Source organism: Salinicola halophilus (assembly GCF_003206155.1).
Lineage (GTDB): Bacteria > Pseudomonadota > Gammaproteobacteria > Pseudomonadales > Halomonadaceae > Salinicola > Salinicola halophilus.
In genome coordinates this window covers 219,964-232,802 of sequence record NZ_PZJV01000001.1, presented here as the reverse complement: position 1 = coordinate 232,802, position 12,839 = coordinate 219,964, and the positions used below count along the sequence as shown (strand labels likewise).

General features: G+C 67.5%; 8 protein-coding genes. 1 reads left to right on the top strand and 7 read right to left on the bottom strand.

The window, feature by feature from the left end:
* Positions 1-112: 112 nt before the first annotated feature.
* From DOM33_RS00965 to cysM, 6 genes are all read right to left on the bottom strand, one after another.
* Positions 113-805, bottom strand: a complete 693-nt coding sequence (locus tag DOM33_RS00965) for a nucleoside/nucleotide kinase family protein (RefSeq protein ID WP_110665006.1) — start codon at positions 803-805, stop codon at positions 113-115.
* 4 nt (positions 806-809) lie between these two features.
* Entirely contained in the window at positions 810-3,470 is a 2,661-nt protein-coding gene (gene ppc, locus DOM33_RS00960; protein WP_110665004.1) for a phosphoenolpyruvate carboxylase, read from the bottom strand.
* A gap of 94 nt (positions 3,471-3,564) precedes the next feature.
* Positions 3,565-4,437, bottom strand: a complete 873-nt coding sequence (gene mazG / locus DOM33_RS00955; protein WP_110665002.1) for a nucleoside triphosphate pyrophosphohydrolase — start codon at positions 4,435-4,437, stop codon at positions 3,565-3,567.
* A gap of 57 nt (positions 4,438-4,494) precedes the next feature.
* Entirely contained in the window at positions 4,495-6,735 is a 2,241-nt protein-coding gene (gene relA / locus DOM33_RS00950) for a GTP diphosphokinase (protein WP_110665000.1), read from the bottom strand.
* 2 nt (positions 6,736-6,737) lie between these two features.
* A complete protein-coding gene (locus tag DOM33_RS00945) occupies positions 6,738-8,180 on the bottom strand; it encodes a TRAM domain-containing protein (protein WP_110664999.1) in 1,443 nt (480 codons plus the stop codon).
* Positions 8,181-8,182: 2 nt separating this feature from the next.
* On the bottom strand, positions 8,183-9,079 hold the full coding sequence (gene cysM, locus DOM33_RS00940) for a cysteine synthase CysM (RefSeq protein WP_110664997.1): 897 nt from the start codon (positions 9,077-9,079) through the stop codon (positions 8,183-8,185).
* Positions 9,080-9,349: 270 nt separating this feature from the next.
* On the opposite strand from cysM, the gene DOM33_RS00935 reads away from it, so the two are divergent.
* Positions 9,350-11,983, top strand: coding sequence for an ATP-binding protein (locus DOM33_RS00935; protein WP_110664995.1), 2,634 nt, complete (start codon positions 9,350-9,352; stop codon positions 11,981-11,983).
* Between the two features lie 25 nt (positions 11,984-12,008).
* Here DOM33_RS00935 and pdxJ read toward each other — a convergent pair whose 3' ends face one another.
* On the bottom strand, positions 12,009-12,800 hold the full coding sequence (pdxJ, locus tag DOM33_RS00930) for a pyridoxine 5'-phosphate synthase (RefSeq protein ID WP_110664994.1): 792 nt from the start codon (positions 12,798-12,800) through the stop codon (positions 12,009-12,011).
* Between the last annotated feature and the right edge of the window lie 39 nt (positions 12,801-12,839).

The window sequence follows — 12,839 nt, the reverse complement described above, 5'->3', positions numbered from 1 at the left end:
GCCGCCGCCTGTCGGCTCCGCCCAGGCTTCGTCGGGAATGCGCCCGCGCCGTTCGAGCCGGCGTTCTGAGCGTGGATGCGGGAATGTGGGAATGCAGAAGTGCGGGCCGCAGTCAGGCCTCGGCGAAGGTCAGATGCCGCCCCCGCCAGCAGAGCCATCGATCCGCCCGATGCGCGGCGGCCTCGATGGACACCGCGTTGGGCGCGTCGGTCGTCGTCACCCAGTCTCGCGCCTCGCGCTCACTGCGCCCGAATCGACGGTGACGCGCGATCAGCCGTGCCTCGCGCTCCCCAGTGTCGAGGCCCACGAACCAGACTTCGTCGAGGCGCTCGCGCACGCCACGCCAACCGTGGCCGTCCAGCAGCAGGTAGTTGCCCTCCGTGATCACCAGCGACACCTCCGCCTCCACCTCGATACTCGCAGCGACGGGCTCTTCGATCTCGCGGGCGAAATCCGGGGCGTAGATCGTCGGCGCCGAGGCGGGGGCGTCACGCAGCCGAGCCAGCAGCGCACGATAGCCCTCGACATCGAAAGTGTCCGGCGCGCCCTTGCGCCCGGCTCGGCCCAGCATGGCGAGCTGGCGATTGGCGAGATGAAACCCGTCCATGGGAACGACGCGCGTCCTCTTGCCGAGCGCCACGGCGAGCGCGGCGGCAGCGGTACTCTTGCCCGCCCCGGGTGCGCCGGCGATGCCCAGGATGTGGCGCCGCCCCCCGGCCATGAGCCGGCGGGCCGCCGCGACCACGACCGGGTCGAGGGTGATTGTCGCATCGGCGTCCACGGATGAGGATGACGAGTGATTCATGTCGCTATCCCGTATTGCGAAGCCCGGCGGCGATACCCGCCATCGTCACCATCAGCGCTCGCGAGAGTTCGGGCGAGATGGCGTCGCTGTCGCGATGCCGCTGCAGCAGCTCTGCCTGCAGGGCGTGGAGCGGATCGATGTAGGGGTCCCGTACGGCGATGGCTTCGCGAATCAGCGGCATCGTCTCGAGCAGCTCGCGCTGATCGAGGATCTTCAGCACGGTGCGTTCCAGCTCGCCGAGACGCTGGCGCAGCGAGGCGCCGAGAGTCTTGAGTTCGGGCGCCTCGACCAGACGTTCTTCGTAGTCCGCAGCGATATGCGCATCCGCCTTCGCCAGCAGCATCTCGAGCATGTCCAGGTAGGTCGCGAAGAACGGCCACTCGGCGTGCATCTCGCGCAGCCGCTCGAGCCCGCCTGGCTCGGCGAGCGCACTGGCGAACGCCTCATCGCTGCCGAGCCAGGCCGGCAGCATCAGCCGAATCTGGGTCCAGGCGAAGATCCAGGGAATCGCGCGCAGCGTCTCGATACCGCCCGCCTGACGGCGCTTCGCCGGCCGCGAACCGAGCGGCAGCTTGCCAAGCGCCCCCTCCGGCGTCACCGCGCGAAAGTAGGGCACGAAGTTCGGGTCTTCGCGTACCACACCGACGTAGGCCCCGTGCGCGATACCCGCCAGCCGATCCATCGCCTCACGCCAGTCCGGCCTCGGGCCCGGCGGTGGCAGCAGCGTCGCCTCGAGCACCGCGCAGGTGTAGATCTCCATCGAGCGCAGTGCGATCTCCGGCTGGCCGAACTTGAAGCGGATCATCTCGCCCTGCTCGGTCACCCGTAGGCTCGCATTCACCGACCCCGGCGGCTGGGAGAGAATCGCGGCGTGCGCCGGGCCGCCGCCGCGCCCTACGGTACCGCCGCGGCCGTGAAAGAGGGTGAGATCGATGCCGGCGCTCCGGCACACGTCGACCAAACGCTCCTGAGCGCGATACTGCGCCCAGGCGGCGGCGAGCTGACCGGCATCCTTGGCCGAATCGGAATAGCCGATCATCACTTCCTGGCGCGAGCCGGCATAGTCGCGATAACCCGGCAGTGCGAGCAGCCGCTCGATGACGTCGCCCGCCCGGTCGAGGTCGTCGAGGGTTTCGAACAGCGGCGCGATGGGCAGGTTGGCGCCGCCGCCAGCCTCTTTCATGAGCAGCGCGACGGCGAGCACGTCCGAGGGCTGCTTCGCCATCGAGATGACGTAGGTACCGAGCGCTTCGCCGTACTCGCGCCCGATGACGCCGAAGGTATCGAGCACCTCTCGCGCCTCGTCGGAGCAGTACCAGCGTGGCGGCACCAGCGGTCGGGCCGAGCCGAGCTCGTCGAGCAGAAAGCGCTGACGCGCCGGCTCGTCCCAGGCGAGATACTCACCGAGCTCCAGATGTCGGGTCAGCTCGTCGAGGAGTTCGGCGTGGCGCTCGCCGTCCTGACGCACGTCGAGACGGGCGAGCGTGACACCAAAGACCGCCACACGGCGCAGCGTATCCAGCAGGGCGCCATTGGCGATGGTCGAGAGCCCGACCTCGCAGAGCGAGCGATAGCATGCCAGCAGCGGATCGGCGAGCTGGTCGCGGGTTTCGATGATGGCCGAGCGAGTAGCAGGCTCGCCGTCGAGACGCGCCCTGGCCCAGTCACGGGTCGCTTCCAGCGTGGCCGAGAGCTGCTTGAGATGCGCCCGATAGGGCTCGGGATCGTCATTCACCTGCGCGCGCAGCTCGGCGCTCGCCTTGCCCATCGAGAGCTCCGCCCGCAGCGCATCGAGATCGCGCAGGTAGAGATCCGCCGCCATCCAGCGCCCCAGCAGCAGAACCTCCTGGGTCACGGCGGCGGTGACGTTGGGATTGCCGTCACGGTCGCCGCCCATCCAGGAGGCGAAGCGGATCGGGCTCGCCGTGAGCGGGAGCCGCTCACCGGCATGCTCGAGCAGCAGTGCGTCGAGATCGCGGTGGAAATCGGGCACCGCCTGCCACAGCGAGTTCTCGATCACGGCGAAGCCCCATTTGGCCTCGTCCACCGGCGTCGGCCGCTCGCGGCGGATCTCGTCGGTGTGCCAGGACTGGCTGATCAACTCCTCGAGTCGCGCCTGAGCACGCGCCTGCGTTTCCGGCTGCGCATCGCTGCCTTCGATGACGCCGAGGCAGTCGTCGATGGCGTCGTATTTCTGGATCAGGGTGCGACGGATGACTTCGGTGGGATGCGCGGTGAGCACCAGGTCGATGCGCGTCTCGGCAAGGGTGCCGAGCCACGCCGAGGCGTCGCGCCCCGCCGCCGCGAGCCGCTCGAACAGCCGCCCCAGGTCCGGCTGGGTACCGGGGCGGTAGTCCTCGACGCGGCGAAAACGGGCACGGTAGTGCTGCTCGGCAATGTTGGAGAAGTTGAGGAACTGATTGAACGCCCGCGTGACGGGTAGCAGCTCGACGTCGGGCAGCGTTCTGAGATGATCGATCAGCGCCTGACGCTCGCGCTCCTCGGCGTGGCGACGGCCCTGCTTGGCAAGCGCGCGAATCGTCTCGATACGCTCGACGAAAGACTCGCCCAGGTCGTTGGCGATCGTTCGTCCGAGGCTGTCGCCCAGCAGCCGGACGTTATCGCGCAGCGATTCGTGTAGCGTGGTGTCGGAATCCGTGGCCATGCGCTCTCCCCATTGTCGATCTGGCGGGCATCGATTCGGGATTCAGCATAGCGCGTCGTCGGGGGAAAACGACACGCCGCGCGGACGGGGCGAATCACCCGGCGGTGCGGCCCGGCTCCCGTTGCTTGGCCGCCTGCCAGTGCTGCTCCATCTCGTCGAGCGTGGCCGCGTCGAGCGAACCACCCCGCTCGCCGATCGCCCGTTCCACGTACCGAAAGCGCCGCTCGAACTTGGCGTTGGTGCCGCGCAGCAGCTGCTCCGGGTCGCCGCCGAGCCGGCGGGAGAGATTGACCACGGCGAAGAGCAGATCGCCGACCTCCTCGCGGGCCGCCTGACGCTCGCCCCGCTCGAGTTCCACCTCGACTTCGGCGAGCTCCTCGCGAATCTTGGCGATGGCGCCGCGTTCGTCCTCCCAGTCGAAGCCGTGACCCGCGGCACGCTTGCCGAGCTTGGCCGCGCGACTCAGGGCAGGCAGCGTCGTCGGCACGTCATCCAGCGCCGAGGCGGGCCGGGAGACATCGCCGCGCGCGGCGCGCTCCTCGGCCTTGAGCGCCTCCCATCGCGCCTTGATTTCGGTTTCGCTGAGTTCGCCGTCCCCGCGCCGAGAAGAGAGCGTACCGTCCGGAAAGACGTGAGGATGGCGACGCAACATCTTGTGGGCCAGGGTGTCGACGATGTCGTGGAAGTCGAACCGCCCCTCCTCGCGACCGAACTGCGCATAGTAGACGACCTGGAACAGCAGATCGCCGAGCTCGCCGGGCAGCTCGTCGAAGGCGCGCCGCTCGATGGCGTCGGCCACCTCGTAGGTCTCCTCGATGGTATGCGGAACGATGCTTTGCCACGCCTGACGGCGGTCCCACGGGCAGCCGTCCTCTGCACGTAGACGCGCCATCAACGTGAGCAGGTCGTCCAGCGTGTAGCGGTGCTGGGTCTCGCGCCTGTGGGTTTCGGCGACGGTCTGCGCCATTGCTAGCTCTCCTGGCTCTGTCATGGATCGGCTCTCACACGCCTCGTGTGCGCCCCGTCAGCCTCGGCGTGCGCCCTGACGCAGGCGCTTGACGTCGATGACATTGGGCAGCTGCTGAATACGCGAGAAGATTCGCTCGAGCGCCTCCAGGCCGTCGACCTCGAGCGTGATGCGCATGCGGGCGACGTTGTCGTCCTGATCGGTGGCGGTATTGACGGAGGTGACGTTGACCCGGTCGCTGGAGAGTACGTGAGTGACGTCTCGCAGCAGGCCGGCGCGGTCCCACGCCTCGATCTCGATATCCACCGGGTACTGGGTGCGCGCCTTCTCGCCCCAATCCACGTCGACGATCCGACGCGGCTCCTCGCTGCGCAGCTGGAGCACGTTGGTGCAGTCCTGGCGATGAATGGTCACGCCACGCCCCTGGGTGATGTAGCCGATGATCTGGTCACCGGGCACCGGGTGGCAGCAGTTGGCCATCAGCGTCTTGAGGTTACCCACGCCAAGCACGGTGATGTCGCCGGCGTCGCTATTGGCCGCCTGTTTGGGCTTGGCGAGCAGCCGATCGAGCGCGTCGTCCTCTTCGTTCTCGCCGAAGAGCTGCTGGGCCTGATGCAGCACCTGGCCGATCCGCAGATCGCCGGCGCCAATGGCGGCGTACATGTCCTCGGCATTGGCGTAGTTGACCGCTGCCGACAGGCGAGCGAGATCGATGCCCTCGATGTCGAGCCGGCGAAACTCCCGATCGAAGATCGCCTTGCCCTCCTCGAGGTTCTGCTCCCGCGCCTGCTGCTTGAACCAGGCCTGAATCTTCGAGCGCGCCCGCGATGTCCGCACATAGCCGAGGTTGGGGTTGATCCAGTCGCGGCTGGGCCCGCTCTTGCTCGCCGTGAGGATCTCCACCTGCTGGCCGGTCTTGAGCCGGTAGGTGAGCGGCACGATGCGACCGTCGACCTTGGCGCCCCGACAGCGGTGACCGATTTCGGTATGCACGCGATAGGCGAAGTCGATGGGCGTGGCGACCTGCGGCATGTCGATGACGTGGCCGTCCGGCGTGAAGACGTAGATACGGTCCGGCGCGACGTCGCTTGCGAGCCCCTCGCGGAAGTCGTCGATCTCGCCGACCTCCTCTTGCCACTCCAGCACCTGGCGCAGCCAGGCGATCTTCTCCTCGTAACTTCGGCTCTTGGGGTCGGTATCGGTGCCCTTGTAGCGCCAGTGGGCGCAGACGCCGAGCTCGGCCTCCTCGTGCATGGCGAAGGTGCGCACCTGAATCTCGAGCACCTTGTTGTCGGGACCGAACACCGCCGTGTGCAGCGACTGATAGCCGTTCTTCTTGGGGTTGGCGATGTAGTCGTCGAACTCGTTGGGCACGTGGTGCCAGCGCGAATGGACCACGCCCAGGGTGGTGTAGCAGTCGGTGATTTCGGGCACCAGGATGCGCACCGCACGCACGTCGTAGACCTGAGAGAAGTCGATGTGCTTGCGCTGCATCTTTCGCCAGATCGAGTAGATATGCTTGGCGCGACCGTCGACCTGATAGCGATGAATGCCCTGGCGCTCGAGCAGGGTTTCCAGCGTGTGGACCACCTCGTGAATGTAGTGGTCTCGATCGAGGCGCTTCTCCGCGAGCTGCTTGGCGATCGACTTGTATTCCGGCTCGTGCAGATAGCGAAAGGCGAGATCCTCGAGCTCCCACTTCACCTGCCCTACCCCGAGCCGATGCGCCAGCGGCGCATAGATGTCGAAGACCTCGCGGGCCACCCGCAGGCGCTTCTCTCTCGAAGCGTCCTTCACCTGGCGCAGCGCACAGGTGCGCTCGGCGATCTTGATCAGCGCGATGCGCACGTCGTCGACCATCGTCACCAGCATCTTGCGCAGATTTTCCTGCTGGTTGTGCTGCGACAGTCCGTGCTTGGGGGCCTGGAGCTGGCTGATCGCCGCCATGCTGAGCACACCCTCGACGAGCTTGGCCACCTCCTCGCCCATCTGCTTGCCAACGCTTTCGAGCGTCAGCCGATTGCGGCGCACGCTGCGGTAGAGCACCGCCGCTTCGAGCGTGGGCTGATCGAGCTTGAGCTGCGCGAGAATGTCGGCCATCTCGAGCCCGGTCAGCAAAGTCTGGTGCGGGGCGACGTCGAAGGCATGCTCACCGTCGGCGATGCGCGCAAGCTCGCAGGCGCGGCGCATGCGCTCGGGGTCGCGTAGACCGGCCTCGGCGCGAAGCTGCTCGACCCAGCGGTCGAGGTCGATACCGCCGGCCTCGACCAGCGGCTGATCCTTGCGCACTTTGACCATGACTAACGCGCCCTCTGACGATCGGAAGAGTCGGTGGCGGACCGTGGCTTGCCGGCCGGCCGCGTGAGCAGCGCCACCGCCTCGAGATGCGCGGTGTGCGCGAACATGTCCGCCATCGCCAGGCGCTCGAGTCGGAATCCGGCCGTGCAGAGGGTGGCGAGATCGCGGGCCAGCGCCGCGGCGTGGCAGGAAACATAGAGCACCCGCTCGACCGAGCTCGCCGCGAGCGCCCGGCAGACTGCGTCGGCGCCGTCTCGCGGCGGGTCGAGCAGCACCGTATCGTGTTCGGCCAGCGCGTCGACGAGCGCCTCCCCGGGTACGGCCAGATCGGCCTGGCGCGCGGTGACGTTGGCACGCGCGTTACGCGCGGCGTTGTCACGCAGCCGCGCGACCATCGCCGCGCTACCCTCGACCGCGGTTACGGACTCGACGTCGCCCGCCAGCGCGAGCGAGAAGTTGCCGATGCCGGCGAAGAGATCGAGCAGCCGCTCCTTCCCTGACAGGTCGAGCCACTGGCGGGCGGTGTCGATCAGGCGTTGATTGACCTCGGCATTGACCTGCAGGAAATCCCCCGGCTCGACGGCCAGCGACACCGTCCCCGTTCGGCTCTCGACGCTCACGCTCAACGCCGGCGGCGGGACCAGCCATTCCAGGGTACGGCTCTCGCGCCCCTTGAGCAGCGCCACCGATACCGACGCGCGCGACGCAAACTCGCGCCAGCGCTCGGTGTCCTCGACGATATCGCGCAGTTGGCGAACCACCACGACCGCCTGCCCGTCGTCGGCCAGTAGCAGTTCGAGGTGGCCGACGTGGCGCGCGACCGAGAGCGATTCGAGCTGCCGACGTAGCGCCGGCAGCAGTGCCGCGAGTTCAGGGGCGAGCACGTAGCAGTGTGCGATGTCGACGAGCTGCTCGCTGCCCCGGGCGCGAAAGCCGAAGCGGATCGTGCCGCTGGCATCGCGCTTGACGCCAAGCCGCGCCCGCCGCCGGTAGCCGCTATCGCTCCCCGCAATCACGTCGATGTCATCGACGAGTTCGCCGCCGTCGGCGAATCGCGTGATCGCGTGCTGTGACAGCAGCTCGGCGAGCACGCCACGCTTGTGATCGCGCTGCGCCGCGACCGCCAGATGCTGCAGGTCGCAGCCGCCGCAGCGCTCGAAGTACTCACACGGGGGTACGACCCGCGTCGGGGCGTCGGTGAGTCGCTTTCGCACATGCGCCTCGTCGAAGCGGCGTCGCTGACGATGAATCGCGACCTCGACTCGCTCGCCCGTCAGCGCGCGATCGACGAATACGGTCTTGCCCTCGGCGTGGCGCGCGACGCCACGCCCATCGTGGGCGAGGCGCTCGACGATCAAGGCCTCGTCGGCGTTCGGCGTCGGCGATGGCGCGCCGGCCCGCTCGCGTTTGGCGACGGGGGTGCGTTTCTTTCCCAGCATCGCCATGATCAGGCGTCCGGCGCGTAGAGGCCGGTGGAAAGATAGCGATCGCCACGATCGCAGACGATGAAGACGATGACCGCGTTGTCCACCTGCTCGGCGACTCTCAACGCCCCGGCCAGCGCCCCGCCGGAGGAGACTCCGCCAAGGATGCCCTCCTCGCGCGCCAGCCGGCGCATGTTCTCTTCCGCCTCCGCCTGTTCGATATCGAGCAACCGATCCACCCGTGTGGACTCGTAGATGCTCGGCCGGTAGGCCTCCGGCCAGCGCCGAATGCCGGCGATACTGGCGCCGTCCGACGGCTGGAGACCGACGATCTCGATCGACGGGTTGCGCTCCTTGAGATAGCGCGAGGTGCCCATGATCGTCCCCGTGGTTCCCATGGAGCTGACGAAGTGGGTGATTCGACCGGCCGTCTGCTCCCAGAGTTCGGGCCCGGTGGAACGATAGTGCGCCAGCGGGTTGTCGGGATTGGCGAACTGGTTGAGCGGCTTGCCTTCGCCGCGAGCGATCATCTCATCGGCGAGATCGCGGGCGCCCTCCATACCCGCCTCCTTGCTGACGCCGATGAGCGTCGCCCCATAGGCGGCCATCGCCTGCTTGCGTTCGCTGGAGGCGTTGTCCGGCATGATCAGGATCATGCGATAGCCCATGACCGCCGCGGCCATGGCGAGCGCGATCCCGGTATTGCCGGAGGTCGCCTCGATCAACGTATCGCCGGCGACGATATCGCCGCGCGCTTCGGCTTCCCGCAGCATCGACAGCGCCGGACGGTCCTTCACCGAGCCGGCAGGATTGTTCCCTTCGAGCTTGGCGAGCAGCGTGTTGTCACGCCCCGCCGAAATTCGGGCGAGGCGGACCAGTGGCGTGTTGCCGACGGTTTGCGCGAGCGTGGGAAAAGCCATGGCGGGTATCCTAGAGACGGTGTCGCGACGCTTCGCGGCGCGCCGAGGGCGGTTGCCGGAAGCATCGATGAAGATCGACGGTGCAGTGAATGGCGACAGTATATCGAAGCTCGGCAGGGGCATGACAGCGCGAGAACGTCACCCGGCATCGACAGGTACGACGGGAAACGTCTCGCATGCCGGGCGAAACGTCGAACCCCGCGTTTTGTCACGGGATGTGAATGGTACGCTAGCGGGAATTCCCTGCTGCCACGGCTACTCTGAATCGCCATGTCATCCCACGTTTTGTCCCGATTGACGCTAGGCGCCGGCGTCGCACTGCTCATGGCACTCGGCTGGCACTGGTTCGAGCTGCAAGGCGTCGAGCGACATCACACTCATCAACGCCTGGATGGCGTCGTTCACTGGATGCTGCCTTCGCTGCAAGACGCCGCCGACAGTGACGACACGCGCCGCCTGCAGGCGCTGATCGAGCGACTGACCGCGGGCAGCGGCGTGGCCGGCGTCACGCTATGGCAGGCCAACGGTCGCGCCCGAGTGCAAAGCGGCGACGCTACCGCCCCGCCGCCGACGCTCGCAAACCGCAGTGGCTGGCAACGCCTCGCGTCCGAGCGCTGGATCGGTTCGCTGGGATCTCCGTCCGATCCGCTATGGCTCGACCTCACCTTCGCCGACACCACCGCGGCCTCGCCACAGGCGCGGGCGCGGCTTTCATTCGCGGCGGCCCTCGCCGCCGCCCTCGTTCTACTCGCCTTAGGAATGATGGCGAGGCGACGGGCACGCTCCGCTGCCGCTCTCCTGGCCCCATGTGCCGGTGGCGAAAACAGCCATAGCCCTATCCGCGCTTCAGACAGCCAGGCGTCTCAAAGCAACGCCTTGAACCGCGCAACGCAAAGCCGTGTATCGAAGCGCGAGGCGTCGATGGTAACCGCGATGTCCCCGGGCGATGGCCGCAAGCTGGCTTTCGCCAGTCACGAACTGCGGGCGCCGCTTTCGGGCATGCTGGGATTCTGCCGCCTGCTCGAAGGGAGTTCGCTGGACGCACGACAGCGCGAGTGGCTGCGGCATATCGATCTCGCTTCGCGGGGCCTACTGCAGACGGTCGATCACGTGCTCGGCGACCGCCGCCGCCAGCAAGACGACGTGTTCGATATCGCGGACCTGCTCTGGGAAGTCGCCTGTCTGCAGGCGCCCCTGGCGCAGTCGAAGCGCATGACGCTACTGCCGCTGGTCTATGACGATGTACCTCCGCGGCTGATCGGCGCGAGCGTCTGCGTCCGCCAGTTGCTCACCAACCTCATCAACAACGCCATCAAGTACGGCCAGGCCGGCGACGTGGTGATCTGCGTACGCCTGGAGTGTCGCGATGCCGGTGGCGTTCGCCTGCGGCTGAGCGTACACAATGACGGCGAGCTTGCGCCCGAGCAGCGCCAACGCATGAACCGCGCGGTGGCATCGTCGTCCGCAGAGATCGACACCGCCCCGCCCGAGGCCGACGACGGTCGTCGCAAAACCAGTGGCCTGGCGATCTGTCGCGATCTGGTCGTGGCGATGGACGGCACGCTGCGCCTCGACGCCGCGACGCGAGGGACGCGGTTGACGGCGAGCTTCTTTTTGCGGGCCTGCGAGCCGCTGGCGCGCCCGGCCGAATTCGACCTCGATGGCGCGCGTGTCGCTGTCCATCAACCTCATCCGCGGCTGTCACGTCTGCTCGACCATGCGCTGAAACGCTGGGCGGGGTCGCCGTCGCACATCAGCGATGCCGACGCGCTCGCCGCTCGCGCCGGGGCCGTCGACCTGCTCGTCGTGGGTATCGAACGCGACGACCTGGAAACCGACGCCGCGGCGGGCTGGCAGCGGCGCTTCGATACGCTCGCCACGCCCTGTCTGCTGCTGGTCGATGCGGAGCCGACCGAAACCGTGGCGTGGCGATTGCCCGCCGGCAGTCGCGTCCAGCGTCTGCCCATGTCGCGCTACATATTCGGCCGTGCGCTCACCGGCATGCTCGACGAGCGTCGCCAGCGCGCGAGAACCGAGCTGCCGCGAGTGCTGGTCATCGACGACGACGAACTCTCTCAACACTACCTGGACGCGATGATCTCCATCGTCGGGGCCTGCCCGCTGATCGCCGACACCTTCGCCAACGGGCTGCGTATCGCCAGTGAGCGGCACGTCGACCTGGTACTGATGGACCGCCATCTGCCGGACGCCTGCGGGGATGAAGAAGTCGCAACGCTCAAGGGATTGGACGCGCGCTGGCAGCAGGTGCCGATCGTACTGATGAGCGCGGACCTCGAGCACGACTGTGCTGGCCGGGGCCCGGTTCACCGACCGGCGGAGCACATCGACAAGCCCCTCGACGAACACCGATTACGCGAGCTGCTCGCGCGGCATCTGCCGAGTCCCGCTCTCACTGAAGCGGGACCGAACGCTGCCGCGGACACGAGATTGACGAGCGATGCGCCAGCGACGGTGGGGAACGAACCCACCGCGGATGAACCCAGCGTGGATGCGCACGATACGAATGGTCTCGAGGCAGACGAACGCGATCATGACGAACTGGCCTTGCCGGTGATCGATCGCGCGCTCGCGCTCCATCTCGCCGGTGGTCGGCAGGCGCTGGCCGACGACCTGATGACGCGACTGCTCGAGGAGCTACCCGCGCATCGCCATTCGCTCGAACGCGCCTGGCAGGCTCGAAACACGGCGGCACTGAGCGAGGCGATTCACAAGCTCAACGGCGGCTGCCGCTACTGCGGCGTACCGGCGTTGAGCGAAGCCGGCGAAGCGTTCGAACGCCGCCTGACACGAGAGGGAATTGGCACTTGCGGCGCCGAGTGGGATGCCTTACAGGAGGCCCTCGCCCGCACAGTTGCCTTCGCGCCTCCAGGCTCGAGAGCGTGAGATAGACGATTCGCGACGCGAAATTCTAGTCGTGGTCGTGGTCGTGGTCGTGGTCGAACGATTCGATCTGCGCGACGAGGCCGGCTTCCTGGCCCGCGATCATCAGCCGCTTCATCTCGGCGACCGCTTCCTTGAGTCCCACGAACAGCGCCCGCGCCACGATGGCGTGGCCGATGTTGAGCTCCTGGACGCCGGCGATCGCCGCGATCGACTCCACGTTGTGGTAGTGCAGACCGTGCCCGGCGTTGACCACCAGCCCCAGTTCGCTGGCGAACTCGGCAGCCGCGGTCAGCCGGGCGTGTTCGATACGCTGCGCTTCGCCCTGTGCCTCAGCGTAGGCCCCGGTGTGCAGTTCGATGACCGGCGCGCCGAGCGCATGCGCCTTCTCGATCTGCGAAGGCTCCGGGTCGATGAACAGCGATACCCGACAGCCCGCTGCGCCAAGGCGTTGGCAAGCCTCGCCGAGGATTCGCTCGCCGGCGATCAAATCCAGCCCGCCCTCGGTGGTCAGTTCCTCGCGTTTTTCCGGCACCAGGCAGACGTCGGCGGGCTTGAGTCGCTCCGCCAGCGCGATCATCTCCTCGGTGACCGCCATCTCCAGATTCAGGCGAGTATTGATCACGGCAGCGACGAGTTCGACGTCGCGGGGCTGAATGTGGCGACGATCTTCGCGCAGATGCAGCGTGATGCTGTCGGCACCGGCCTCTTCCGCCAGTAGCGCGGCCTGGACCGGATCGGGGTAGCGGGTACCGCGGGCCTGGCGCAGGGTCGCGACGTGATCGATGTTGACGCCGAGCTGAATGCGAGTGGCGGTCATGGAGAGACTCCTTGCAGAGGTTCGGTCGGAAAGAGAGCG

Coding starts and splice junctions, on each gene's coding strand:
- relA (WP_110665000.1), bottom strand. CDS start 6,735: ATGGTCAAAGTGCGCAAGGATCAGCCGCTGGTCGAGGCCGGCGGTATC.
- pdxJ (WP_110664994.1), bottom strand. CDS start 12,800: ATGACCGCCACTCGCATTCAGCTCGGCGTCAACATCGATCACGTCGCG.
- mazG (WP_110665002.1), bottom strand. CDS start 4,437: ATGGCGCAGACCGTCGCCGAAACCCACAGGCGCGAGACCCAGCACCGC.
- DOM33_RS00935 (WP_110664995.1), top strand. CDS start 9,350: ATGTCATCCCACGTTTTGTCCCGATTGACGCTAGGCGCCGGCGTCGCA.
- DOM33_RS00965 (WP_110665006.1), bottom strand. CDS start 805: ATGAATCACTCGTCATCCTCATCCGTGGACGCCGATGCGACAATCACC.
- cysM (WP_110664997.1), bottom strand. CDS start 9,079: ATGGCTTTTCCCACGCTCGCGCAAACCGTCGGCAACACGCCACTGGTC.
- ppc (WP_110665004.1), bottom strand. CDS start 3,470: ATGGCCACGGATTCCGACACCACGCTACACGAATCGCTGCGCGATAAC.
- DOM33_RS00945 (WP_110664999.1), bottom strand. CDS start 8,180: ATGGCGATGCTGGGAAAGAAACGCACCCCCGTCGCCAAACGCGAGCGG.